Source organism: Bradyrhizobium sp. B120, from assembly GCF_049075665.1.
In the GTDB taxonomy this organism is placed as follows: domain Bacteria; phylum Pseudomonadota; class Alphaproteobacteria; order Rhizobiales; family Xanthobacteraceae; genus Bradyrhizobium.
Genome location: NZ_CP185242.1, coordinates 93598 through 116871, shown reverse-complemented (window position 1 = coordinate 116871; position 23274 = coordinate 93598). Strand labels below are relative to the sequence as shown.

Below are 23274 nucleotides of genomic sequence, written 5' to 3'. Positions count from 1 at the left end.
TTCCCATCGAATCCATCTCGTTTCCGGGTCATTCTGGGCTCACGGGACCGCGAATTCAATTGCGAACAATTAAATGTGAGGCCGCATAAATTATATTGCACGCAATCCAATTGCATGCAACACATCGATCGCTGAATTCGAACTGAAGTCCAAACCCAAGGGAGACCACGATGTCTGTGAACGTGCTCTACAAGACCAGCGCCAAGGCAACCGGCGGCCGCGACGGCCATGCGGCAACGCTCGACGGCGCGCTCGACGTCAAGCTCACGACCCCGAAGGAGCTCGGTGGCGGCGGTGGCGCCGGCAACAATCCGGAGCAGCTGTTCGCAGCCGGCTATGCCGCCTGCTTCATCGGCGCCATGAAGTTCGTGGCCTCCCAGGGCGGCCCCAAGGTTCCCGCCGACGCCTCGGTGACGTCGACGGTCGGCATCGGCCCGCGCTCGGAAGGCGGCTTCGGCCTTGCCGTTGACCTCGCCGTCTCGCTGCCCGGCCTGTCCCGCGCCGACGCCGAAGCGCTGGTCGAGAAGGCCCACCATGTGTGCCCGTATTCCAACGCGACCCGCGGCAATGTCGACGTCAAGCTGAGCGTCGTCTAACTCACCGACTGCCGATAGTCCGCCACGTCCCGCGTGGCGGACTATTGCATTTCAAGAGAGCATTGCATTGCAGATGCCAGTTCGCTCTTTTCAGTTCGCTTGGCGAACGCACGCGCCGCCTGCTGCATGGGCCTGCGCCGACGGAAGCATTGCTGCCTCGCCTGAAGACCGTTAGCTCTGGGATTTCCGATCCCAACTGAGCGAAGGTTGTTTCCATGAATACCCCAGCGGCTACGGGCGCGATGACCGGACTGCGCGTGATCGATCTGACGCGCGTGCTCGGCGGCCCGTATTGCACCCAGATCCTTGCCGACCACGGCGCCGACGTGATCAAGGTCGAGCCGCCCGCCGGCGACGAGGTGCGCGACTGGGGCCCTCCCTTCCATGAGGAAGACGCGGCCTATTTCGTCGGCATCAACCGCAACAAGCGCTCGATCGGCCTCGACCTCGCCTCCGAGGGCGGACGCGCGGTGCTGATGAAGATGCTCGATACCGCCGACGTGCTGATCGAGAACTTCAAGCCGGGCACGCTCGACAAATGGGGCATCGGCAACGACGTGCTGCGCGCGAAATTTCCGCGCCTCGTGCATTGCCGGATCTCCGGCTTCGGCGCCGACGGCCCGCGCGGCGGCAATCCCGGCTATGACGCGATCATCCAGGCGATGACCGGCATGATCGCGGCGACCGGCTCGCCGGAGAGCGGCCCGATGCGCATCGGCGTGCCGCTGGTCGACATCACGACCGGGCTGTATGCGGCGATCGGCATCCTGATGGCGCTATCGGAGCGGCAACGCTCCGGGCTCGGCCAGTTCATCGAGACCACGCTGTACGAGACCGGGCTTGCGATCATGCATCCGCACACCGCGAACTATTTCATGCACGGCAAGCCGCCACAGCTCACCGGCAACGAGCATCCGAACCTCGTGCCTTACGCGATCTTCCCGACCAAGACCGACAACATCTTCATCGGCGTCGGCAATGACGGCACCTTCCGCAAGCTCGCCAAGGAGATCGGCAAGCCCGAGCTCGGCACCGATCCGCGCTTTGCCCGCAACAAGGACCGCATCGCCAACCGCGATGCGCTGCGGGCCGAGCTTGCCGCGGTGTTCAGCCAGCACGAGGCCGAGCCGCTGTGCAACCGGCTGCTCGCCGCCGGCCTGCCGGCCGGTCCCGTGCAGAAGATCGACCAGGCGCTGACCAACCCGCACACCATCCATCGCGGCGACGTCATCGAGAAGGATTGGTACAAGGGCGTCGCCTCGCCGATCCGGCTCGAACGCACCAAGCCGAGCCTGCGCCGCACACCACCGAAGTTCAGCCAGCACGCTGCGGAAGTACTCGGTGAGTTCGGCTACTCCAAGGATGAGATCAACGGCCTGGTCGACAAGGGCGTGGTCTGCGGTCCCCAGCGCAAGCGCTAACAGCGCATTCGAAGCAAAGCCCGTCCGGCACGTGATGCGGGATGGGCACCGCTCGCATCAAGACAACACATCGCCCCTGCGGTGCAACGTCGCGTCCGGCATTGCACCGCACGCTCGCGGCTGCGTTCTCCGCCTTTTTTACCGCTTCCCTTTGCTTCGGCTTCCCCCGTACCATGGCTTTCGTTTATACGGTCATTTGAACGTCATCCGGCGCTGATAACGCGCGCAACGAAAGATGGTGTTCCAACCGGAGGGGCTTTTGATGATTTTCAGACGACTCGGCGCTGCTGCGGCAGCCGCTGCCACGCTTGTATTCGCGTCGCCTGCGTTTGCAGTGACGGAAATTCAGTGGTGGCACGCGATGACCGGCGCCAACAACGATGTCATCGTCAAGCTGGCCAACGACTTCAACACCTCGCAGTCCGACTACAAGGTGATCCCGACCTACAAGGGCGGCTACGCCGACACCATGAACGCCGGCATCGCCGCATTCCGCGCCGGCAACGCGCCGCACATCATGCAGGTGTTCGAGGTCGGCACCGCGACGATGATGGCCGCCACCGGCGCCGTCAAACCGGTCTACAAGCTGATGGCCGACGCCGGCGAGAAGTTCGATCCGAGCGTCTATCTGCCTGCGATCACCGGCTACTACTCGACCTCGAAGGGCGAGATGCTGTCGTTCCCGTTCAACTCGTCGTCGACCGTGATGTGGGTCAATCTCGATGCGCTGAAGAAGGCCAACATCGCGGAGATCCCGAAGACCTGGCCGCAGGTGTTCGAGGACGCCAAGAAACTGAAGGCGGCGGGCTACACCACCTGCGGCTTCTCCGGCTCGTGGGTGACCTGGGTCAATCTCGAGCAGCTCTCGGCCTGGCACAACGTGCCGCTCGCCAGCAAGGCCAACGGCCTCGACGGCTTCGACACCGTGCTCGAATTCAACGGCCCGCTGCAGGTCAAGCATCTCGAGAACCTGGTCGAGCTGCAGAAGGACAAGACCTACGACTACGCCGGCCGCACCAACACCGGCGAAGGCCGCTTCACCGCGGGCGAATGCCCGATCTACCTGACCTCGTCGGCCTTCTTCGGCAACGTCAAGGCGCAGGCCAAGTTCAACTTCACCGCCGCGCCGATGCCCTATTATCCCGACGCCAAGGGCGCACCGCAGAACTCGATCATCGGCGGCGCCTCGCTCTGGGTGATGGGCGGCAAGTCCGCTGAGGAATACAAGGGCGTGGCCAAGTTCCTGACCTTCCTCTCGGACACCGATCGCCAGATCTGGATCCACAAGGCCTCGGGCTATCTGCCGATCACCAAGGCAGCCTACGCCAAGGCCAAGGAAGAGGGCTTCTACAAGGACCAGCCCTATCTGGAAACGCCGCTGCTCGAGCTCACCAACAAGGAGCCGACCGAGAATTCCCGCGGTCTGCGCCTCGGCAACATGGTGCAGCTGCGCGACATGTGGTCGGAAGAGATCGAGCAGGCGCTGGCCGGCAAGAAGACCGCCAAGCAGGCGCTGGACTCGGCCGTCGAGCGCGGCAACCAGATGCTGCGGCAGTTTGAAAAGACCGCCGTCCACTGACATGATGTCTTGAGACCTCAACCGGCAGGCCGCGACAAGCGGCCTGCCATTTTGCCGAGATCATGCAAAAGCAATCGATTTTCCAATCAAAGCTGTTGCCTTACGCGCTGGTTGCCCCGCAACTCGCGATCGTTCTGATCTTTTTCTACTGGCCGGCCGCGCAGGCGGTGATCCAATCCTTCCTGCTGCAGGACGCTTTCGGCCTTTCGACCACCTTCGTGTGGTTCGAGAACTATCTCGAATTGTTCAAGGACCCGGCCTATTTCGCGGCGATCGTCCGAACCTTCGCGTTCTCGCTCGCGATCGCGGTGTCCTCGTTGTCGTTCGCGCTGCTGCTCGCGGTGATGGCCGACAAGCCGCTGCGCGGCTCGACGCTCTACCGCACGCTGCTGATCTGGCCGTATGCCGTCGCCCCGCCGGTGGTCGGCGTGCTCTGGGTGTTCATGCTGCACCCCTCGCTCGGCGTGCTGTCGCGCTATCTGCGCGCGATGGGCGTTGACTGGAATCCGCTGCTCGACGGCGACCAGGCGGCGGCCCTGATCATCCTCGCCGCGGCCTGGAAGCAGATCTCCTACAATTTCCTGTTCTTCCTTGCCGGGCTGCAGAGCATCCCGAAGAGCGTGATCGAGGCCGCCGCGATCGACGGCGCTCGCCCGATGCGGCGGTTCTGGACCGTGATCTTCCCGCTGCTGTCGCCGACCATCTTCTTCCTCCTGGTGATCAACATCGTCTACGCCTTCTTCGACACCTTCGGCATCATCGACACGATGACCCGCGGCGGCCCCGGCAAGGCGACCGAAACGCTGGTCTACAAGGTCTATACGGATGGCCTGCTCGGCGGCAATCTCGGCTCCTCCGCGGCACAGTCGGTCATCCTGATGGTCATCGTCGTCTTGCTGACGGGAATCCAGTTCCGCTTCGTCGAACGCAAGGTGACCTACTGATGGTCGAGGAGGAAGGCTTCCAGCGCTATCTGGCTCACGCCATCCTGTGGATCGGGATCGCGATCGTCGCCTTCCCGGTCTATCTGGCGATCGTCGCCTCAACCCAGGACAACGCCGTCATCGCCAACGGCCAGATGTCGCTGTTGCCAGGCGGCCATTTCTTCGAGACCTACTATCAGACGCTGTTTGTCGGCACGAGCGGCTCGACCCGCGAGCCGGTGCTCAACATGATGCTGAATTCGCTGATCATGGCGCTGTTGATCGCGGTCGGCAAAATCGCGATCTCGATCATCTCGGCCTACGCGATCGTCTATTTCCGATTTCCGTTCCGGATGGCGATCTTCTGGATCATCTTCATCACCTTGATGCTTCCGGTCGAGGTGCGCATCTATCCGACCTATAAGATCGTCGCCGACCTGCATCTGCTCGACAGCTATGCCGGCCTGTCGCTGCCGCTGATCGCCTCGGCCACCGCGACGCTGCTGTTCCGGCAGTTCTTCATGACCGTGCCGGACGAGTTGCTGGAGGCCTCGCGCATCGACGGGGCGGGCCCGTTCCGCTTCTTCTGGGATACGCTGCTGCCGCTGTCGCGCACCAACATGGCCGCGCTGTTCGTGATCCTCTTCATCCTCGGCTGGAATCAGTATCTCTGGCCGCTTTTGATCACCACGCGCGACGACATGCAGACCATCCAGGTCGGCATCCGCAAGATGATCACCACGACGGACGCGCTGACCGAATGGCCTGTGGTGATGGCGACCGCGCTGCTCGCGATGCTGCCGCCGGTTTTCGTCGTCGTCGTGATGCAGAAACTGTTCGTGCGCGGATTGGTGGAGACGGAAAAGTAATGGCTAACGTCACGCTGCGCAGCGTCCGCAAGACCTATCCCGGCGGCTTCGAGGCCATCAAGGGCGTCGATGTCGACGTCGGCGACGGCCAGTTCTGCGTACTGGTCGGCCCAAGCGGCTGCGGCAAGTCCACGCTGCTCCGCATGGTCGCGGGGCTCGAGACCATCACCGGCGGCGAGATCGACATCGGCGGCCGCATCGTCAACCAGATCGAGCCCGCCGATCGCGACATCGCGATGGTGTTCCAGAACTACGCGCTCTATCCGCATATGAGCGTCTACAACAACATGGCCTACGGCTTGCGCAACCGCGGCATGGCCGAAGCCGAGGTCAAGACCCGCGTCGAGGAAGCCGCGCGCGTGCTCGAGCTCTCGCCGATGCTGGAGCGCAAGCCGCGGCAGCTCTCCGGCGGCCAGCGCCAGCGCGTCGCGATGGGCCGTGCCATCGTGCGCCAGCCGAAGGTCTTCCTGTTCGACGAGCCGCTGTCGAACCTCGACGCCAAGCTGCGTATCGCGATGCGGGTCGAGATCCGCAAGCTGCAGCGCCGGCTCAACACCACCTCGATCTACGTCACCCACGACCAGCTCGAGGCGATGACGCTCGCCGACATCCTCGTGGTCATGAATGGCGGCCAGGTCGAGCAGATCGGCAATCCCCTGGAGATCTATCAGAAGCCGGCGACCACCTTCGTCGCCTCCTTCATCGGCGCGCCGCCGATGAACCTGATGCCGCTGCGCTCGGACGAGCTGCAATCCCAGATCGCGGGCGCCGATGGCGCCGGCATCGTCGGCATCCGGCCGGAGGATTTCGTGATCACCGGCGAGACCGCCTCCGGCGGCGTCGCGCTCGGCCTGACGGTCGAGGCGATCGAGCATGTCGGCGCCGAGACATTCGTCTATGGCAGCCGCCAGCGCGAGGAACGGGCCATCGCCGCCAATCCGGGCGAGCTGCCACCGGGCGAAGTGATCGTCCGGATTCCCGGCGCCACGGGGCCTGCGATCGGCGAGCAGATCCGGGCGGTCGCGCCGCGCGACAAACTGCATCTTTTTACCGCTGACGGCCGCAAGCGCGTCGGCCCGTAACCGATCGGGAAGAATTTCCCTCCATGTTGCGGGCGTTTAGGCTGGTTTCGGGGCTGCTTGAACGCTATCCAGATCGCCCCCATATCCCTCACTGACCGGAAGCCACACGGCCCGCCGGTTGCATGGGGTGCCGCAAGGGCCCCTCAAAGTCGCTTCGAGAGGACTTTGTAATGTCTCGTGTTCCATCGTTGTCCAGTCCGTTCCTTCTGGGATTCGACGAGATCGAGCGTGCGCTCGACCGCGTCGTGAAGGGCGCTGACGGCTATCCTCCGTACAATATCGAGCGGTGCGACCGTACCAACGGACAGCCCGAGCGGTTGCGCATCACGTTGGCGGTGGCGGGCTTCACCCGCGACCAACTCGATGTAACTATTGAGGAAAATCAGCTCGTCATCCGCGGCCGCCAGCAGGACGACAAGGCTCGGCAATACATCCATCGCGGCATCGCCGCGCGCCACTTCCAGCGCACCTTCGTGCTGGCGGAGGGGATGCAGGTGCTGGGCGCGGATCTGAAGAACGGGTTGTTGTCGATAGACCTCGCCAGGCCGGAACCTGAACGGGTCGTTAAGACAATCGCTATCAATGAACACGAATAATAGAAACAACGAGCGGACTCGACCGCTTATCTGACTGAGGAGTCGAGACCATGAGTGAAGCCAATATCATCTACCAGTCCGAGAGCGTCACGCCGGAAGCGCTGGCCCATCTGGGCGAGGGCCATATCGCCTATGTGAAGCAGGTCCGCTCCGAGGACGTCCCGGATCTCTTTCCGCAGGCGCCGAAGATCGCGCCGGGCCTCAAGCTGTTCGCACTGCATGCCGCCGACGGCACGCCGATCATGCTGACCGACAGCCGCGAAGCCGCGATCGCGAACGCCTGGAGCAACGAGCTGCAGGCCGTCAGCGTCCACTGACGCAAGGCTGATTCAGCATCCGCGAGTTCAATGCGCGGGCATGCCTCGACACCGATCGAGGCGGCCCGCGCATTTTTTTGCGGATGTCGTTTGGATCACTCCATCAGGGCCTGTCGTGCTCCTCGGAAATGTCCTTGTTGGTGTAGTCGGGCATCATGGCGGTCGCGACAATGCTGACCACCGCGCAGAACAGGATGTAGAGCGCGATCACGTAGCCCGAGCCGGTGGCGGCCAGCAGCGCGGTGGCGATCAACGGTGCCGGTCCGCCTGATATGACCGAGGACAGCTGGTAGCCGATCGAGCAGCCGCTGTAGCGCAGCCGCGGCGTGAAGCATTCGGCGATCAGCGCCGCTTGCGGACCATACATCAGGTCGTGCGGCACGAATGACATCACGATGGCGATGAAGATCAGCGCCGGCTCCGCCGTGTTCAGCAGGCCGAAATAGGCGAAGCCGAACAGCCCGGTCAGGACCGAGCCGATCAGATACATCCGCTTGCGCCCGATGCGATCCGAAAGGTGCCCGGCCAGCGGGATGGTGACGAGCGAGACGAGACCGGCACAGATCAGGCAGATCAGCAGGAAGTCGCGGTCTTGATGGATGACCTGGGTGCCGTAGGCGAACACAAAGGCGAGATAGATGTAGGCCGGTGCCTGTTCGGCCATCCGCGCCAGCGCCGCGAGAATGATCGACCGCGGCTGGCGCTTGATCACCTCGATCACCGGGACGCGCGCGACGCGATTCTCGGCCACGATCCGCCGGAACGTCGGCGTCTCCATGATGCCGAGCCGGATGTAGAGCCCGATCGCGATCATCACGAGGCTGAGCAGGAACGGGATGCGCCAGCCCCAGACCAGGAACTGGTCGCCGGAGATTCGGCTGAACGCCAGCACCGCGATATTTGCCAGCAGCAACCCGGCGGGACCGCCGAGCTGCGGCCACGAGGTGATGAAGCCGCGGTGCTGATTGGTTCGCGCCCACTCCATCGAGAGCAGCACCGAACCACCCCACTCGCCACCGACGCCCACACCCTGGATGAAGCGGATGACGGTCAGGATGACGGCACCCCAGATGCCGATCTGGTCATAGGTGGGGACGAGGCCGACCGCCGCGGTGGCGAGCCCGGTCAACAGCAGCGTGGCGATCAGCGTCGCCTTGCGGCCGATGCGATCGCCAAAGTGGCCGAAGATCGCGGCACCGATCGGCCGCGCAATGAAGCCCACCGTGTAGATGGCGAATGCCTCCAGCACGCCAACCAGAGGGTCGGACTTCGGAAAGAACAGCTTGCCGAAGACCAGGCCGGTCACCGTGCTGTAGAGCAGAAAGTCGTACCATTCGATGGTGGTGCCTACCGTGCTGGCAATCAATGCGCGACGCAATTGCGCATGATGCTCGGCTTCCGGGAGCGGGGCGACTGCAATGTCCAATGTCGTCATTGTACATCTCCCTGGCCCGACATGTTCGGGCCATCTGGAATGCGTTCCATCCACCGTCCACGGCAGTGGAAGGCGGTATCGATGCCCGGTTATTTGTTTGGTTGGGGCAGGGCCGCAAATGCGCGGGGCGTGCCCATGCAGGCCTTAAGGACGCCGGTCCTGGATTGCGCGCGGCCTAACCGATCGCCATCGCGGGAGTACGACATCCCTCATGACACGGTCTTGCAATCCGAAATCTAGTCCTTCGGCCCGCTTGGTAAATTCGACCTTGGTCTGTGGCACCCGCCGTCGGACTTTTCGTCGACCACTGCTGCAGCGCAGTGGCGGCCCGCGCCTTTATGGCGATGCGGTCGACGCGCCGAGCAGCGGCCCCATGCAGTGCTGCACTTCGCCGGGCACGCTGTAGGTGCGCATGATCGCGCGGCTGTCGCGCATGCCGCAAGCCTCCCGCTGCACCACGAACATCCAGAGCGCATGGCCGGCTTCCCGCACCAGGATGCGCCGCGTCTGTTGTGCGGACACGGGTGCTTCAGCGCGCGGATGGGCAGCATCGAACTCGCGCAGCTTGGCGAGAGCCTGTTCCAGCGCGCGGCCCATCCGTCCGAGTGCGGAGGCTTTCTCCTCGGCGAGCTCGTAAGCGAGAACGTCGACGGGAGTGCGATGGAAGCGAAAGTCGAGGGACATCGGTTATCCCCTAGGGTCGCATGCACGACGATGCGCCCTTGAGTCTTCTGGCGCGATGGGACGGTTGTCAATAGGCGCTCACGCCGGTGCTTCGGGCCGCGAACCATTGCAGCGGCCCCATTTCGCTCCGCGCCATTCCATGCTGTAATTCGTTCCCGTGACCAACGGTCCGCGCAGTCCTGAGCCTCGGAGCAGGCAACGCGATAGGAGGAATTTCCAGCAAGAAATTATCGGCCGCCAAATCGATAGAGGGAGATACGACCATGCGGAAGAGCTCGCTGATCAATCTCGTTGCTTCGGTGTCGATTTCCGTCCTCGCGACCGGTGTCGCGATTTCCGCGCAGGACAAATACAGTCTGCAAGTGCCTGGTGGGCTCGCGTTCTCCGAGTTCAGGGGATACGAGGACTGGTCGGTGATCGCGATCAGCGAGAACGAAGGCGTCATCGCCGTGATCCTGGGCAATCCCGCGATGATCGGCGCCTACCGCGAGGGCGTGCCCGGCAATGGCAAGCCGTTCCCGGATGGCGCCAGGATGGCGAAGATTCATTGGATCCCGAAAAAGCAGGAGGCGTATCCCGGTCAGCCGACGGTGCCGGGCGCCCAACACGACGTCGACTTCATGCTAAAGGATAGCAAGCGGTTCGCAGATAGCGGCGGATGGGGATACGGCGCGTTCGAGTATGATGCGGCGTCGGATGTGTTCAGGCCGGCCACCACGGCGGACAATCCGCCACAGGAGAACGACGCGAAGTGCGGCTATGCCTGCCACACCGTGGTGCAAAACCGCGATTACGTGTTCACCGAATACGGCAAGAGGTGAACGCCGATCGCGCGAGCTGGCGCTCCGTCAGCCGCGCGCGGTTTCGGGCTTCAGTCCCTTGCTGAAACGGAGTCCCCCGCGCTGATGGCGCGGTCCAGGGCTTCGACCAAGGCCTGAACCTCGACGAACTTGCTGCGGGCCCGCTCGGCCTTGTCACGATCGAACGGAGCGGCCAGCACTTTCGCATGCGCGTCCCTCTCCTCCATCATGCGATCACGGGCTTTCTTCAGCGTTTCGAGTCGCTCGCTCATCCGGGTTCTCCCTGCGTAGCTTTCGCAATCGGGCCTTTAGCCGAACACCGCCGGAAGATCGCCTTTCCGGAAGAAGACCATCGGCTCGTCATCATAGTCACCCATTTCGGGATCGCCGGTGGACGAGAATGCAACGACGGCGAGCTTGCTCAACGCCAGGCGCTCTGCCGTTCGCAGTGCGCCATTTGCCGTCTTGCAGACGATCGGAGGGTCCGGCTTGAGATGCCCGCCCTTGCCGGCGTTGAACGCCTGCACGACGTAGGTCGTTTCGCTTGCCATCAAGGCTCCTTCCGCCGGCCACCGGACGCGGTGACGCCAAGGACGAAGCGATGCGCTCGTCGCCGGCCACTCGCGTATCTCGTCGCGAATCTCAACAGCCGCGACAGATGTTTTTCAGCTTCGCCGCAAGGCGGGCCTCTTCCGCGATCAACGGGTCTTTATATTCGGATCGCGGCGCGTTGCTATCGATGGCCGGAGGCTTCTTGACCGTCGGAGGGAACGCGGCATCGTAGCAGGCGAGACGACCGACCGTGCCTTCGATCTTGTGGCAGGCCGGTTCGGCGGCGAACGCGCCTTGTGCAATCAGGCCGGCCGCAACCGCGGCAAATAGCAGCGCTTTCATACAGGTGCCTTTCCGGGCGATCATCACACCAAGCATTTCATGATTTTGGGTTGTGCGCCGGCTGCGCGCTTGCGAATTGCCGGCTACATCAGGCGCCGGCCTGGCGTGGCCAACCGCCGGCGCTGCCGAATTCATGGTTGCGTCGCCTTATCCATGCAGGACGGCGGCAGCGGCCACCAGGAGCAGAAGAAACAGGGGAACGATCACCGGCGGCACGATCCAATCGGCCAGACGAAATCCAGACACGTATGCTCCTCATCTGTTGGCGGGAGCCCTACGTTACCCTCAGTCACCGGTGGATGCCGTGGATGGGCGGTGATGACGCGACTCTACGCTCAAGGCCGGCGAATAGCGAGCGTTTAAACCCGATGCGGCAACAGCGTCAGGTCCCCAGCGTCACCATCAAGCGCCGCCCTAGCCGCCCGAACGCTCCGTCAAGCGCGCGCGGATGTCCGGCTTCAGCACCTTGCCGACCTTGGAACGCGGCAGATCGTCCCAGACCTCGATCTGCTTCGGCGTCTTGATGCTGCCGACCTGCTGCTTGACGAACGCGGCCAGCGCCGTCGCATCGACGGTTTGGCCGGCGCGCGGCTGCACCACGGCGACGATGCGCTCGCCCCATTTGTCGTCGGGCAGCCCGATGACAGCGCAATCCTGCACCGCCGCGTGGGCGCGCAACGCGTTCTCGACCTCGATCGAGTAGACGTTGAAGCCGCCGGTGATGATCATGTCCTTGGCGCGGTCGACGATGTAGAGGTAGCCGTCGCCGTCGATGTAGCCGATATCGCCGGTGTGGTGCCAGCCATGCGCCGAGGCCTCACGCGTGGCCTCCGGGTTCTTGTAGTAGCCTTCCATGACAAGCGAACCGCGCACCACGATCTCGCCGCGCAATCCCGCGGGCAACAGCTTGCCGTCGCCATCCATGATGCCGGCCTGCACCAGCGGGCCGATCCGCCCGGCGGAGGCAAGGCGCTCCATCGCGATGGTGCCGTCTGCATTGTAGTGATCGGCCGGCGCCATCATCGAGATCATCATCGGCGCCTCGGTCTGGCCGAACAGCTGCGCCATCGGCCCGATCCGCTTCAGGGCCTCGGCGAGCCGCGTCGCCGAGATCGGTGCCGCGCCGTACCAGAAGCATTGCAGCGAGGTGAGATCGGCTGCATCGAGCCCGGGATGATCGAGCAGCATGTAGATCACGGTCGGCGGTAGGAACGTATGCGTGACGCGATAGCGCTCGATCAGCGCCAGATACTCGCCGATGTCTGGGTGGTGCATGATCACGACGCGGCCGCCGAGCGTCATGATCGGAAAGCAAAGCACACCGGCGGCATGGGTCAGCGGCGCCAGCGCCAAATAGATCGGGCGCCCTTTGAACGGGTAGCCCATCAGGGTCAGCGCGGTCATCGCCTCGATGTTACGGCCGGAGAGCATTACGCCCTTGGGCTTGCCGGTGGTGCCGCCGGTGCCCGGGATCATCGCGAGATCGTCGATCGTGTCGCGCTGATAGCCATCATCGGCGAGACCGCCGAGCCAGCGGTCGAATGACGGCGCGAACGGCAGTTCGGTATCGAGGCAGACCAGCGCGCGCAGCTTGGGCAGATCCTGCCTCACGGCTTCGACCATCGGCGCGAAGCTCGAATGAAACAGCAACAGGCTGCAGTCGAACTGGTCGAGGATGAACTTGTTCTCGGTCGCCTCGTTGCGCGGATTGATCGGACACCACACCGCAGCGGCGCGCGAGATGCCGAACACGCAGGCGAAGGCGAGCGGATCGTTGCCGGACAGGATCGCGACCTTCTCGCCGGGCGCGATGCCCGACCGCTCGAGTCCGCGCGCGATCCGGTAGCTCAGCCGCTGCACCTCGCCATAGCTGAGGTCGCGGCCGTCCATGGTGAGGCACGGCGCGTCGGCGCCGAGCGAGGCACCCTTGTCGAGATAATCGATGAAGCGCATGGCAGGTCTCGCGCAAGAGGCGGGTGACGCGCGACTGCGTCACCCGCGGAGGCGGCGTTTTCGAGCCAATTGGATACCGGTCCGCTTGACGAAAACGCTTCAGGGAACGGAGTGTTGGGCCCCGAGCCAATCGGGGCCCAAGCTCAATCGTGCACGGTCAGGACCGGCTTGCCGACCAGGCCGAAGCTGCGCAATTGCCCGAGCAGCTCGTGGTGGCCGAACGCCTGGCAGGCGGAGGCGAAGCCGACGCGCTTGGGCGGCTGCTGCAGCAGATACGCCGCGGCAAAGGCCTGCAGCATGCCGGTCTGCTTGTAGTTGCTGTTGCCGTAGATCACGCAGTGCGCGCGCCCCAGCGGGCCGGAGGCGTACACCGAATCCAACGACTTGTTGACGCGCGGGTTCTCGCGCGGCGGCATGGTGTTCATGACGCCGGCTGCGGTCTGCGCCAACGCGGCGTAGCGCTCGTCGGGCTTCATGTCCTTGGTCGCCTCCAGCGCGGCGGCGACGATCTGCGGCACGCCCAGCATCAGCGCGCGGTTGAACACGCCGCCCAGCACCTTCACATTGGCGACGCGCGGATCGCGCTTGAACCACACCGGGTGCGAGGTGCCGCCCCAGGGCAGCGCCAGCGCCAGCTCGTGCTGGCCGGGGATGGCGAGGTTGTAGAGGCCGGCATCGGGCTGATGCTCGACATACTTGTTCTGCTCCAGGTAGTAGGCCTTGGCCATCGCAGCGTTGACCAGGATGGTCTGCGTCGAGGCGATGGTCGGGCTGCCGCCCCAGAACACCGCGATATCCAGCGTGTCGAGGCCGGGCGTTTCCAGGCACAGCTGCGCAGCGATTTCGCCGGTAGTGTACATCTGCGCGATGCCCGGCGCGAGCAGCAGGCCGGCATTGGCGAACTTCGTGCCGAACTCATGTTCGAGCGTGATCAGCCAGTCCTGCTCGCCTGTCGTGTCGGTGTAGTGACACTTGGCAGCGAGGCAAGCCTGCACCACCTCGGTGCCGAACTTGGCGAACGGACCCACGGTGTTGAGCACGACCGAGGCGCCCTTGAACAATTCGGTCAGCGCGGCCGCGGTGTGCGGCACCGTCACCACCTCGTAGTCGGCGGTTTCGATGCCGGCCACATTCGACTTCATCGCGGCATTGAGCTTCTCGCCGCTGCGACCGGCGGCGATGAAGGGGATGTTGTACTCGCGCAGATATTCGCAGACCAGCCGGCCGGTGTAGCCGGAAGCGCCATAGACGATGACGGGCTTCTTCTCGCTCATTGCGATCCTCCGAAATGTGTGTTGTCGGCTTTGTTGCTACATGCCCATGCCGCCATCGACCGGCAGACCGATGCCGGTGATGAAGCGGGCCTCGTTCGAGCACAGGAACACCGCGGCGTCGGCGATGTCGGAGACCTCGGCGAGCTTGCCGAGCGGTGTCTGCTCCACCACCGAGCCGACGGCGGCGTTGACGTCGGGCGCGAGACCGATCTTCACGATGTCATTGGCGAGCTGCAGGCCCATGTCGGTCGGGATCAGGCCGGGATAGATGCAGTTCACCCGCACCCCATAGCCGAGCTTGCCGGCTTCCATCGCGCCGACCCGCGTCATGCGATCGACCGCGGATTTGGTGCCGGAGTAGACAGCGATGCTCGGAAAGGCGATCGTCGCCGCGACCGAGGCGATGTTGACGACCGCGCCGCCCTTGCCGGCGGCTCCGCCCGGCCGCATCGCGCGGAAGGCGTGCTTCATGCCGAGCACGGTGCCGACGATGTTGACCTCGCACATGCGGCGCGCGTCCTCGGCCTTGATATCGGCGACCAGCGAGGTGATCTCGATGCCGGCATTGTTGATCAGGATGTCGAAGCCGCCCAGCGTTTCGACCGTCGCAGCGGCGGCCCGCTCCCATTGCGCGTCGTCGGTGACATCGAGCTTGACGAAGCCGGTTTTGACCCCGGCCTTGGCGATCTCGGCGGCGCTGGCGTTGCCGGCATCGTCGAGGATATCGCCGATCATGACCGCGGCGCCGGACCGCGCCAGCGCCTGCGCGATCGCCGCGCCAATCCCCCGGGCGCCGCCGGTGACCAGGGCTTTCCTGCCTTCAAGGCTCTTCGCACTCATGACGTAGTCCTCCCTTTGCTTGATGATTTTGATCGGTGCCGCGGCCGGCGGCAGCACGGGCCGGCGGTCAGCGGATTCTCAGCGCATTGGTGGTGGCGGCAGGCGTCGGCGGGGCGCAGCGTTGGCGCGCCCGGCGGTGCATTTCCTCCTTGGTGTCGTTAGGTCAGCCGTCTTGACGGCTGTCCAAATTATTTCGCCAACCCTCGTCCAGGAACTTGACACTTGTCAAGCCTGAATTTGACAAGTGTCAAAGAGGATGATTGTGAAGAGGTGGAGTGCGCCGCGGTTCGCGCGGTATAAGTTTGCTCTAGGGAAGAGACAGGAAAGGCACGAGATGGCGCGAGTGACAGGAGCGGCCCAACGCGTGGCGGTGGCAGCCGAGACGCTGCGCGACGAGAAGTTCAACGCACGCCGCGTCGAGTTGGCGGAAGCCGCGCTGGAAACGCTCGGCGAGCTCGGCTTCGCGCGCACCAGCCTGCGCGAGATCGCGCAGAACTCCGCCTTCACGCACGGCGTGTTTCACTACTACTTCAGCGACAAGCTCGATCTGATCTGCTGCTGCGTCCGTCACTACAAGGCGAAATGCGTCACGCGCTACGACGAGGTGGTGACGACGGCACGAAGCCGCGACGAATTGACCGAAGGCTTCCTCGCCAAGCTCGCGGCGACGTTGCAGGACGAAGCCCGCATGCACCGGCTCTGGTACGATCTGCGCTCGCAGGCGATGTTCGAGCCGGCGTTTCGCAAAGACGTGCTCGAGATCGACAAGAGCCTCGAAGCGATGATCTGGCGCATCGCCACGCGCTACGCAGAGCTCGGCAACAGAAAGCCGGCATCGTCTCCGGCTGCGCTCTACGCGCTGTTCGACGGCCTGTTCCAGAGCGCGCTGCTCAGGCACCTCGCCAGCGACGAGAAGGCCGTCCCCGATCTGCTCGACGAAGTCCGCCGTCTGCTGCCGACGATCTGTTGAGAGAATTGCGAACGCTTCGCAGCCCGGATGAAGCCAACGGATCGCGCGCCATCGCGTGACGAACGAACCATGTCTTGATGTCAGTAGCGCGAATGAAGGCTTCGCGAATGCGGGTGATTACGCCGCGCTCGCCGGCGGCAGCGCGAGCACCGAGTAGATCGCCTGCGCGTCGCGCGAGGCACGCAGCTTCTTGGCGACGTCCTGGTCGCGCAGCAGGCGGGCGATGCGCGCCAGCGCCTTGAGGTGATCGGCGCCGGCGCCTTCCGGCGCGAGCAACAGGAAGATCAGATCGACCGGCTGGCCGTCCATCGCCTCGAAATCGATCGGGCGCTCGAGGCGGGCGAAGAAGCCGAACAGCTTCTCCAGCTTGGGCAGCTTGCCGTGCGGAATGGCGACGCCATAGCCGACCGCCGTGGTGCCGAGCTTCTCGCGCTGCAGCAGCACTTCGAAGATCGCGCGTTCGTTCTGCCCGGTCAAAGCCGAAGCGCGCGCGGCGAGTTCCTGCAGCGCCTGCTTCTTGCTGATGACTTTCAAAGCCGGGAGAATCGCCTCGGGTGCGACCAAATCGGTAATCGGCATTGGGACGTTCCGAGGTGAATGAACCGTCAGGTTGCGAAATAGGCTTTACAGCGGCGGCGTCAAGAAGTTGAGGTGGGATGCGGGCTTAGCCCGGGTCCAGCTGGCAGGGCTTCTACTCCAACGTATCGGCGGTGCCAACACCTGCGAACCCTGTTCCGCCCCCTTATTCCTGGAGGCGGCGGACCATAAGCAGGGCTGGCTTCGGACGTCAATGCCATGGGCCAACTATCCTCAGGGGCTCACCGCCGGCGGATCGACCCAGCCGACATTGCCGTCCGTACGGCGGTATATGATGTTCAACCGGCCACTGCCGCCATGCTGGAATACCAGGCAGGAGGCGCCGGTCAGATCGAGCTCCATGACGGCTTCGCTGACCGACAGCCGCTTCAGCGCAGTGGTTGCCTCGGCAATGATCACCGGGCTGTATTCAGTGACCTCGTCCTCGTTCTCGGGCGCCTCGATGACGTAGCTCGGCGCGTCGAGCCCGACGCCGTTCAATTCGGCAAACGCAGCGTTCGCAGTGTAGGTCTTGCGGGCCGAGCGGTCCTTGAGCCGGCTCTTGTAGCGGCGCAGGCGCTTCTCGATCATCAGGAGCGCGGCATCCGCGCTGGCATAGGCATCGGCGGCGTTGGATTCGGCTTCCAGCGTGATGCCGGAATCCAGATGCAGCGAGCAGTCGGTGCGGAAGCCGAAGCCATCCTTGCTCAGCGTGATGTGACCGGAATAGTTGCCATCAAAATACTTTCGCAGGACCTCGTCGGTGCGCTCGCTGACGCGCGCGCGAAGCGCCTCGCCGATGCTGATGCTCTTTCCCGAGATTCGAAGGGTCATTTGATGCCTCAATTGCTGGATGCCTCGATCACTCTTGCAGGAGCATGATGTTTGCTGGGCTTCCGGTCACCTCCCTCGCTGGACGACGCTTCGCCAGGAAAGATTGAGACTATCGCGATTTGACGCGAACGCAACGAGGGCATGATCCTGCCCGTACTCGGACGGGGTCGTACTCAAGAAGTAACCTAAACGGGGGCTGTATCGCGCGAGCGGTCGGGCGAGGAGGCAGGAGCCGAAAGGGCATTACCGAGCATGCTCTGTTTGTCACGGCGGCGCTGCACCGAGGATGGTATCCGCATCGCCTCGCGGTACTTCGCGACGGTGCGGCGGGCGATATCAATGCCCGAAGCGCGCAAACGTTCCACGATCGTGTCGTCGGACAGGATCGCCGACGCCGCCTCTCCGTCGATCAATTGCTTGATGTGGTGACGCACCGCTTCGGCCGAATGCGCCTCGCCGCCGTCGGCGGAGGCGATCGACGCGGTGAAAAAATACTTCAATTCAAAACTGCCGCGGTTGGTCGCCATGTATTTGTTGGCGGTGACGCGCGACACCGTCGATTCATGCATCTGGATCGCGTCCGCCACCGCCTTCAGATTGAGCGGCCTTAAGTGCGCGACGCCATAGGTGAAGAATCCGTCCTGCTGGCGGACGATTTCGGTTGCGACCTTCAGGATGGTGCGGGCGCGCTGGTCGAGCGCGCGGACCAGCCAGGTCGCGTTCTGCAGGCAGTCGGTGAAGTAAGACTTGTCACCGTCCTTGCGGATCGTCTTCGACAGTTCAGAGTAATAGGTCTGGTTGACGAGGACGCGCGGCAGAGTGTCGCTGTTGAGCTCGACGTGCCAGCCGCCGTCGGGACCCGGACGCACATAGACGTCGGGCACCATGGTCTGCGTCCGCGCGGCGCCGAACTTCAGCCCCGGCTTCGGATTGAGCCGGCGGATCTCGGCGATCATGTCGGTGATGTCTTCGTCGTCGACGCCGCACAGCTTTCGCAAGGCCGCGATGTCGCGCTTGGCGAGCAGGTCGAGATGCTCGACCAGCGCCTGCATCGCCGGATCGTAGCGATCGAGCTCGCGCAGCTGGATCGCCAGACACTCGCTCAGATTTCGCGCGCAGACGCCCGGCGGATCGAACTTCTGCAGCACCGCGACGACCTCGTCGACCGCCTGCTGCGACGCTCCGAGGCGCTCGGCTGCCTGGCCGAGATCGGCCGGCAGGTAGCCGGCGTCGTCGACCAGGTCGATCAGATACTGCCCGATCATGCGCTGCGCCGGCGCCGAGAACGCCACCGCGAGCTGTTCGGCGAGGTGGTCGGAAAGTGTCAGCTCGGCGGCCACGAAGGCCTCCAGATTGTATTCGTCGTCGCTGGAGGCGCCACCGCCCCATTCGGTATAGACCGACGGGGCCGCGTCCTGCGCGGCGCGCGCGGCGGCTTCGGCCGGCTCCTCGGAGAACACGTTGTCGAGCCCGGTATCGAGCGTCTGCTCGATCTCGGCGCGGGTGCCGAGGTCGCGGTTCAGCCATTCCTCTTGGCCGGGCTCAAAGGCGGCCTCGCCGCCCGAGCCTGCGGCCATGTCGGACGGCTCGCCCTCGTCTCCGTAGCTCGAGGAACCATCGGAATCGCCGTAGTCCGGCCGCTCCATCGCCGGCTCGCCTGCCACCGGCGGTTCCGGCCCATCGGCGGCCCGCTCGAGCAGCGGATTGCGCTCCAGCTCTTCCTCGACAAAGGCCGACAGATCCAGGTTCGACAGTTGCAGCAGCTTGATCGCCTGCATCAGCTGCGGCGTCATCACCAGCGACTGCGACTGGCGGAACTCTAGTCTTTGCGTCAGCGCCATGGAGGCAAGAACGATCCCAAAAATTGGCTCGATTCTTGCTTATCTTAGTCCGCCTGGGATGTACACGGCTTGACGGATGCAAAATTTGGGCTAGAGGCGGAATTCCTCGCCAAGGTAAAGCCTGCGTACATCCGGGTCGTTAACGATCTCCTCCGGGCTGCCCTCAGTCAAGATCTCACCGGCATAGACGATATAGGCACGGTCGGTCAGGCCGAGCGTCTCGCGGACATTGTGGTCGGTGATGAGCACTCCGATGCCGCGGTTGGTGAGATGGCGGACGAGATCCTGGATGTCGCCGACCGCGATCGGGTCGATGCCGGCGAACGGCTCGTCGAGCAGCATGTAATTCGGACGCGTCGCCAGCGCGCGCGCGATCTCGACGCGGCGGCGCTCGCCGCCGGACAGCGCGATCGACGGGCTCTTGCGCAGCCGCGTGATGTTGAATTCGTCGAGCAGCGAATCCAGTTCATGCTCGCGCTTCTTCTTCGAGGGCTCGACGACCTCGAGCACCGCGCGGATGTTCTGCTCGACCGTCAGGCCGCGAAAGATCGAGGCTTCCTGCGGCAGATAGCCGATGCCGAGCCGCGCGCGCTGATACATCGGCAGCTTGGTGACGTCGTGGCCGTCGAGCTCGATCGCGCCGCGATCGGCCTTGATCAGACCGGTGATCATGTAGAACACCGTGGTCTTGCCGGCGCCGTTCGGCCCGAGCAGGCCGACCGCCTCGCCGCGGCGCACATAGATGCTGACGCCGCGCACGACCTGGCGGCTGCCGAAACTCTTTTCCACGCTATGCACAGCCAGATAGCCCGGCCGCTTGATGAGCTGCGGCGCCGAAGCGGCGTTGTTCCTGGCCGGCCTCGCCCGCGCCGGGGCGGGCGCTGCTGCGGGCTGGGATCGCGGCAGCTCGACGGCGGGAACCGGAGCGGCGCGCGCCATCGGCGGCGCGTCGCGCACCGGTGACGTCAGCATCTCGCCGAACTGGTCGCCGAGCGCCGTGATGTCGTCATGCGCGCGCGCAAATCCGGAACTGCGTTTCGCAGGGCGCCGCCGGAACATGCCGAGAAAATCCACCATCCCCGCTTCGCTTCAGCCTTTCACGGTGATCCCGCGACCTTGCCTGCGGACCGATCGATTCGCACGGCAAAGCGCCAGCATGCGCCTTGAATGAGTGGATGCCCCTGTCCCGGCCAACATAACTCCCCCTCAAAGGCACATCGTCCGGCCGGGCCGCTGGAGTAGATACAGTCTCGCCCCGCCCGCTTCAACCTCGCGGTCGCAAAATATTATCTAACTTATTGATTCTACTTCACCTTACGCGAAGCTTACTTTGGGGAGCCTATTTCGACTTGCTGCCCGGAAGCAGTTGAAGCGGCGACGGGGCTGCAGGGGCCGTGCCGGGGGCGGCCGGCGTGCCGCAGCCGCCCTTGCCGCTCTGTCCGCCCTGCGACTGGATGAACAGGCCCTGCACCTTGCCGCTGTCGGATTCCACCCGCGAGACGCCGGTGGTCATGTCGACCAGCAGACGGTCGCCGCGCAGCACGTTCTGGCACTGGGTCAGCACCACCTGGCCGCCACCGCCGCCGAGCATGGTGATCAGGTTGGTCTTGGTGTCGAAGATCGCGGTCTCGCCGGTGACGACCTGATCCTTCTGGGTGACGACGACATTGCCCTTCGCCTCCAGTCGCTTGATCGAGGACGCGCCGCCGGGGCCGGGCGTTGCCGATTGGATCGGCGCGCCCTTTGGCGTGGCGGCAGCCTTGGTGCTGCCCGTGGTCGGCGCCGGCGTCGACTTGTCCTCGTAGAACACCACCAGCACCTTCGAGGTCATGGTGGTGTCGCCCTGCACGACCTTCACATTGCCGGCGAAGGTCGCCTCCTTCTTCTTGTCGCGCATTTCGAGCGAGGCGGCCTCGATCTGGATCGGCTGGTCGCGGTTCTGCGAAAAGCCCTGCATGGCGTTGGGAACGCCACTCATCGAGCCCTGCGCGGATGCAGTGCCGGCTGCGAACAGCGTGAGCAGAAAGGCCGCAATTGCGATGCCGTGCGGAAAACGTCTCATCATCAAATTCATTTCGGGTTGGCGGACTTGCGCGGCTTCGGTGGCGGCGGAGGTGGCGCGGGCTCGGCGGGCGGGCTTGGATTGTTGTCGCCGAGCTTGTCCAGATTCATCACGACATTGCCTTCGAACCGCACGAGCTCGCCGCTGTTGTAGATCCTGAGGCGGTCGGCGGTCAGCGTGCCTTCGAGCAGCTTGACGTCGACATGCTCGTCCGACGACACGTTGCCCTTGTTGATGTCGACAAAGGCCTGCGTCAGCTTGGCCTCATAGCCGGTCGACGATTGCAGAAAGATATCCTGGCGCAGGTCGAGCAGCTGCTTCTTGTTGTCGAAGAAGCCGGTGCGCGCATCCATCGTCACCGTCGACTGATCCTGCTGCGCCACCTTGGCGCGGATCGTCTTCAGCTCGACATGATCAGGGTCGGTGACGTCCTGGATCGCCGCCTTGGCCCACATCTCATACGGCCGCCCGTCGGCCGAGAAGCCGGCGATATGCGGCGATTCCATCGTGATCTTGGTGCCTGACACCACGAGGTTGTCCATCTCGACCGGCAGCTTGGGAATCAGCTCGCGGAATGGATTGTAGACCGAGACGAAGATGATCGAGGCCATCGACAGCCCGACCACCGCCGGCACCGCGATGCGCAGGATCCGCACCATGCGGCTGTGCCGCGCGGCGGCGGCAAAGCGCGCCTCGAGGCCCGTGACATAGCCGGGATGCTGGGCTGGATTCTGAACCGAATTCACCTGAGCTCCAGAGGCGCGGAATTGCCCCTATTCTAGCCGGAGCCGCTCGAATATGCAGCCCGGACCTCGCGTCGCGCCCCCCAAGCCGACTTCAAGGCGGACCACGCGTGAACAGTTTGGCCGAAACGGGGCGGAACCGGCCCTGCTGCGACGAATTCGGCGCCCATCATGAACGGGCGAAATCACGAATGGGCGAAGATGTCCTCGGCCTCCCAGCCGTCGAGATCGAGCCTGGCGCGCGTGGGGAGGAAATCGAAGCAGGCCTTCGCGAGATCCGTCCGTCCCTCGCGCGCCAGCATGACATTCAACTTGTCGCGCAGCGCGTGCAGGTGCAGCACGTCGGACGCGGCATAGGCGAGCTGGGCCTCGCTCAGGCTCTGTGCACCCCAGTCGCTCGACTGCTGCTGCTTCGACAAATCGACGTTCAGCACCTCGCGTACCAGATCCTTCAGGCCATGGCGGTCGGTGTAGGTGCGCGACAGGCGCGAGGCGATCTTGGTGCAATAGACCGGCGCCGGCATCACACCGAAATTGTTGTAGAGCACCGCGACGTCGAACCGGGCGAAATGGAAGATCTTGGTGATCGCAGGATTGGCGAGCAGCGCCTTCAGGTTCGGCGAGTCGGTGTGCCCCTTCGGAATCTGGATCACGTCGGCGGTGCCGTCGCCGTTCGACATCTGCACCACGCAGAGCCGGTCACGGTGCGGATGCAGTCCCATGGTCTCGGTGTCGATTGCCACGGAATCGGTGTAGCGAGTGAGATCGGGCAGGTCGCCGCGATGCAGGCGGATGGTCATGCTGTCAAAAACCTCGTCGAATCGCTCTCGGGACAAGCTAACGTTCAATTCCCCGACAGGCGAGCGTGCATCAAGCCTCGTTGTCCAAGCCTGGGCTTGCGTCTCGGCGTCAAAGCCCATCAAGGGCGGAGCGCCGGCAACGCGAACCATCATCGTGCACGCACAGATGGTTCAGGGTTTAGCGC

The 23274-nt window shown here is 64.1% G+C and carries 25 protein-coding genes; 10 read left to right on the top strand and 15 right to left on the bottom strand.

Translation table 11 applies throughout. From position 1 onward, the window contains the following. Positions 1 to 170: 170 nt before the first annotated feature. From ACOIX3_RS00580 to ACOIX3_RS00545, 8 genes are all read left to right on the top strand, one after another. Positions 171 to 596, top strand: a complete 426-nt coding sequence (locus ACOIX3_RS00580) for an organic hydroperoxide resistance protein (RefSeq protein ID WP_076863571.1) — start codon at positions 171 to 173, stop codon at positions 594 to 596. 215 nt (positions 597 to 811) lie between these two features. Beyond that, the gene (locus tag ACOIX3_RS00575) at positions 812 to 2017 is read left to right on the top strand and encodes a CaiB/BaiF CoA transferase family protein (protein WP_420967926.1); all 1206 of its coding nucleotides are present in this window, start codon (positions 812 to 814) and stop codon (positions 2015 to 2017) included. Positions 2018 to 2279: 262 nt separating this feature from the next. Next, positions 2280 to 3596: a sn-glycerol-3-phosphate ABC transporter substrate-binding protein UgpB gene (ugpB, locus tag ACOIX3_RS00570; protein ID WP_229168473.1), complete on the top strand. Its 1317-nt coding sequence runs from the start codon at positions 2280 to 2282 to the stop codon at positions 3594 to 3596. A gap of 62 nt (positions 3597 to 3658) precedes the next feature. After that, positions 3659 to 4540, top strand: a complete 882-nt coding sequence (gene ugpA, locus ACOIX3_RS00565) for a sn-glycerol-3-phosphate ABC transporter permease UgpA (RefSeq protein ID WP_420967925.1) — start codon at positions 3659 to 3661, stop codon at positions 4538 to 4540. Then, a complete protein-coding gene (gene ugpE, locus ACOIX3_RS00560) occupies positions 4540 to 5388 on the top strand; it encodes a sn-glycerol-3-phosphate ABC transporter permease UgpE (protein WP_223971514.1) in 849 nt (282 codons plus the stop codon). Before ugpA ends, ugpE begins: the two co-directional genes overlap by 1 nt. Next, complete coding sequence (locus tag ACOIX3_RS00555) at positions 5388 to 6470, top strand: sn-glycerol-3-phosphate import ATP-binding protein UgpC (RefSeq protein WP_420967924.1); 1083 nt, start codon at positions 5388 to 5390, stop codon at positions 6468 to 6470. The genes ugpE and ACOIX3_RS00555 overlap by 1 nt, the downstream gene beginning before the upstream one ends. Before the next feature lie 170 nt (positions 6471 to 6640). Next, positions 6641 to 7066, top strand: a complete 426-nt coding sequence (locus ACOIX3_RS00550; RefSeq protein WP_092120814.1) for an Hsp20 family protein — start codon at positions 6641 to 6643, stop codon at positions 7064 to 7066. A 50-nt stretch (positions 7067 to 7116) separates the two neighbouring features. Further along, positions 7117 to 7383 (top strand): DUF1150 family protein, encoded by a 267-nt coding sequence (locus ACOIX3_RS00545; protein ID WP_092120817.1) that lies wholly within the window; start codon positions 7117 to 7119, stop codon positions 7381 to 7383. A gap of 103 nt (positions 7384 to 7486) precedes the next feature. On the opposite strand, the gene ACOIX3_RS00540 is transcribed toward ACOIX3_RS00545, so the two are convergent. Both ACOIX3_RS00540 and ACOIX3_RS00535 read right to left on the bottom strand, forming a co-directional pair. Then, positions 7487 to 8818, bottom strand: a complete 1332-nt coding sequence (locus tag ACOIX3_RS00540; RefSeq protein WP_420967923.1) for an MFS transporter — start codon at positions 8816 to 8818, stop codon at positions 7487 to 7489. A gap of 336 nt (positions 8819 to 9154) precedes the next feature. Next, on the bottom strand, positions 9155 to 9502 hold the full coding sequence (locus tag ACOIX3_RS00535; RefSeq protein ID WP_420967922.1) for a DUF6665 family protein: 348 nt from the start codon (positions 9500 to 9502) through the stop codon (positions 9155 to 9157). Between the two features lie 263 nt (positions 9503 to 9765). On the opposite strand from ACOIX3_RS00535, the gene ACOIX3_RS00530 reads away from it, so the two are divergent. Continuing rightward, entirely contained in the window at positions 9766 to 10323 is a 558-nt protein-coding gene (locus ACOIX3_RS00530; RefSeq protein ID WP_420967921.1) for a cytochrome P460 family protein, read from the top strand. A 50-nt stretch (positions 10324 to 10373) separates the two neighbouring features. Here the strand turns inward: ACOIX3_RS00530 and ACOIX3_RS00525 are convergent, their stop codons facing one another. The 6 genes from ACOIX3_RS00525 to ACOIX3_RS00500 form a co-directional block, all read right to left on the bottom strand. Beyond that, positions 10374 to 10574 (bottom strand): hypothetical protein, encoded by a 201-nt coding sequence (locus ACOIX3_RS00525; RefSeq protein WP_420967920.1) that lies wholly within the window; start codon positions 10572 to 10574, stop codon positions 10374 to 10376. A gap of 36 nt (positions 10575 to 10610) precedes the next feature. Further along, entirely contained in the window at positions 10611 to 10853 is a 243-nt protein-coding gene (locus ACOIX3_RS00520; RefSeq protein WP_176534631.1) for a hypothetical protein, read from the bottom strand. Positions 10854 to 10944: 91 nt separating this feature from the next. Continuing rightward, a complete protein-coding gene (locus ACOIX3_RS00515) occupies positions 10945 to 11331 on the bottom strand; it encodes a hypothetical protein (RefSeq protein ID WP_420967919.1) in 387 nt (128 codons plus the stop codon). Between the two features lie 279 nt (positions 11332 to 11610). After that, the gene (locus ACOIX3_RS00510; protein WP_420967918.1) at positions 11611 to 13149 is read right to left on the bottom strand and encodes an AMP-binding protein; all 1539 of its coding nucleotides are present in this window, start codon (positions 13147 to 13149) and stop codon (positions 11611 to 11613) included. A gap of 143 nt (positions 13150 to 13292) precedes the next feature. Next, complete coding sequence (locus ACOIX3_RS00505; protein ID WP_420967917.1) at positions 13293 to 14423, bottom strand: DUF5938 domain-containing protein; 1131 nt, start codon at positions 14421 to 14423, stop codon at positions 13293 to 13295. 36 nt (positions 14424 to 14459) lie between these two features. Next, on the bottom strand, positions 14460 to 15263 hold the full coding sequence (locus ACOIX3_RS00500) for an SDR family NAD(P)-dependent oxidoreductase (RefSeq protein WP_420967916.1): 804 nt from the start codon (positions 15261 to 15263) through the stop codon (positions 14460 to 14462). A 364-nt stretch (positions 15264 to 15627) separates the two neighbouring features. Here ACOIX3_RS00500 and ACOIX3_RS00495 point away from each other — a divergent pair, with 364 nt between their 5' ends. Continuing rightward, on the top strand, positions 15628 to 16233 hold the full coding sequence (locus tag ACOIX3_RS00495; protein ID WP_420967915.1) for a TetR/AcrR family transcriptional regulator: 606 nt from the start codon (positions 15628 to 15630) through the stop codon (positions 16231 to 16233). 117 nt (positions 16234 to 16350) lie between these two features. Here ACOIX3_RS00495 and ptsN read toward each other — a convergent pair whose 3' ends face one another. The 7 genes from ptsN to ACOIX3_RS00460 all read right to left on the bottom strand — a co-directional run bounded on the left by ptsN (position 16351) and on the right by ACOIX3_RS00460 (position 23089). Continuing rightward, the gene (gene ptsN, locus ACOIX3_RS00490) at positions 16351 to 16812 is read right to left on the bottom strand and encodes a PTS IIA-like nitrogen regulatory protein PtsN (RefSeq protein ID WP_016843543.1); all 462 of its coding nucleotides are present in this window, start codon (positions 16810 to 16812) and stop codon (positions 16351 to 16353) included. Between the two features lie 231 nt (positions 16813 to 17043). Next, positions 17044 to 17643 (bottom strand): ribosome hibernation-promoting factor, HPF/YfiA family, encoded by a 600-nt coding sequence (gene hpf / locus ACOIX3_RS00485; RefSeq protein ID WP_176534627.1) that lies wholly within the window; start codon positions 17641 to 17643, stop codon positions 17044 to 17046. A 185-nt stretch (positions 17644 to 17828) separates the two neighbouring features. Next, the gene (gene rpoN / locus ACOIX3_RS00480; RefSeq protein WP_420967914.1) at positions 17829 to 19484 is read right to left on the bottom strand and encodes an RNA polymerase factor sigma-54; all 1656 of its coding nucleotides are present in this window, start codon (positions 19482 to 19484) and stop codon (positions 17829 to 17831) included. Positions 19485 to 19574: 90 nt separating this feature from the next. Continuing rightward, positions 19575 to 20561: an LPS export ABC transporter ATP-binding protein gene (lptB, locus tag ACOIX3_RS00475; protein WP_342725402.1), complete on the bottom strand. Its 987-nt coding sequence runs from the start codon at positions 20559 to 20561 to the stop codon at positions 19575 to 19577. Positions 20562 to 20823: 262 nt separating this feature from the next. Continuing rightward, positions 20824 to 21549: an LptA/OstA family protein gene (locus ACOIX3_RS00470; protein ID WP_420967913.1), complete on the bottom strand. Its 726-nt coding sequence runs from the start codon at positions 21547 to 21549 to the stop codon at positions 20824 to 20826. 5 nt (positions 21550 to 21554) lie between these two features. Beyond that, positions 21555 to 22292, bottom strand: coding sequence for an LPS export ABC transporter periplasmic protein LptC (lptC, locus tag ACOIX3_RS00465; RefSeq protein ID WP_420967912.1), 738 nt, complete (start codon positions 22290 to 22292; stop codon positions 21555 to 21557). Positions 22293 to 22474: 182 nt separating this feature from the next. Continuing rightward, complete coding sequence (locus ACOIX3_RS00460) at positions 22475 to 23089, bottom strand: ribonuclease H-like domain-containing protein (RefSeq protein ID WP_420967911.1); 615 nt, start codon at positions 23087 to 23089, stop codon at positions 22475 to 22477. Positions 23090 to 23274 lie beyond the last annotated feature (185 nt).

Coding starts and splice junctions, on each gene's coding strand:
- ACOIX3_RS00580 (WP_076863571.1), top strand. CDS start 171: ATGTCTGTGAACGTGCTCTACAAGACCAGCGCCAAGGCAACCGGCGGC.
- ACOIX3_RS00575 (WP_420967926.1), top strand. CDS start 812: ATGAATACCCCAGCGGCTACGGGCGCGATGACCGGACTGCGCGTGATC.
- ugpB (WP_229168473.1), top strand. CDS start 2,280: ATGATTTTCAGACGACTCGGCGCTGCTGCGGCAGCCGCTGCCACGCTT.
- ugpA (WP_420967925.1), top strand. CDS start 3,659: ATGCAAAAGCAATCGATTTTCCAATCAAAGCTGTTGCCTTACGCGCTG.
- ugpE (WP_223971514.1), top strand. CDS start 4,540: ATGGTCGAGGAGGAAGGCTTCCAGCGCTATCTGGCTCACGCCATCCTG.
- ACOIX3_RS00555 (WP_420967924.1), top strand. CDS start 5,388: ATGGCTAACGTCACGCTGCGCAGCGTCCGCAAGACCTATCCCGGCGGC.
- ACOIX3_RS00550 (WP_092120814.1), top strand. CDS start 6,641: ATGTCTCGTGTTCCATCGTTGTCCAGTCCGTTCCTTCTGGGATTCGAC.
- ACOIX3_RS00545 (WP_092120817.1), top strand. CDS start 7,117: ATGAGTGAAGCCAATATCATCTACCAGTCCGAGAGCGTCACGCCGGAA.
- ACOIX3_RS00540 (WP_420967923.1), bottom strand. CDS start 8,818: ATGACGACATTGGACATTGCAGTCGCCCCGCTCCCGGAAGCCGAGCAT.
- ACOIX3_RS00535 (WP_420967922.1), bottom strand. CDS start 9,502: ATGTCCCTCGACTTTCGCTTCCATCGCACTCCCGTCGACGTTCTCGCT.
- ACOIX3_RS00530 (WP_420967921.1), top strand. CDS start 9,766: ATGCGGAAGAGCTCGCTGATCAATCTCGTTGCTTCGGTGTCGATTTCC.
- ACOIX3_RS00525 (WP_420967920.1), bottom strand. CDS start 10,574: ATGAGCGAGCGACTCGAAACGCTGAAGAAAGCCCGTGATCGCATGATG.
- ACOIX3_RS00520 (WP_176534631.1), bottom strand. CDS start 10,853: ATGGCAAGCGAAACGACCTACGTCGTGCAGGCGTTCAACGCCGGCAAG.
- ACOIX3_RS00515 (WP_420967919.1), bottom strand. CDS start 11,331: ATGAATTCGGCAGCGCCGGCGGTTGGCCACGCCAGGCCGGCGCCTGAT.
- ACOIX3_RS00510 (WP_420967918.1), bottom strand. CDS start 13,149: ATGCGCTTCATCGATTATCTCGACAAGGGTGCCTCGCTCGGCGCCGAC.
- ACOIX3_RS00505 (WP_420967917.1), bottom strand. CDS start 14,423: ATGAGCGAGAAGAAGCCCGTCATCGTCTATGGCGCTTCCGGCTACACC.
- ACOIX3_RS00500 (WP_420967916.1), bottom strand. CDS start 15,263: ATGAGTGCGAAGAGCCTTGAAGGCAGGAAAGCCCTGGTCACCGGCGGC.
- ptsN (WP_016843543.1), bottom strand. CDS start 16,812: ATGCCGATTACCGATTTGGTCGCACCCGAGGCGATTCTCCCGGCTTTG.
- hpf (WP_176534627.1), bottom strand. CDS start 17,643: ATGACCCTTCGAATCTCGGGAAAGAGCATCAGCATCGGCGAGGCGCTT.
- rpoN (WP_420967914.1), bottom strand. CDS start 19,484: ATGGCGCTGACGCAAAGACTAGAGTTCCGCCAGTCGCAGTCGCTGGTG.
- lptB (WP_342725402.1), bottom strand. CDS start 20,561: ATGGTGGATTTTCTCGGCATGTTCCGGCGGCGCCCTGCGAAACGCAGT.
- ACOIX3_RS00470 (WP_420967913.1), bottom strand. CDS start 21,549: ATGATGAGACGTTTTCCGCACGGCATCGCAATTGCGGCCTTTCTGCTC.
- ACOIX3_RS00460 (WP_420967911.1), bottom strand. CDS start 23,089: ATGACCATCCGCCTGCATCGCGGCGACCTGCCCGATCTCACTCGCTAC.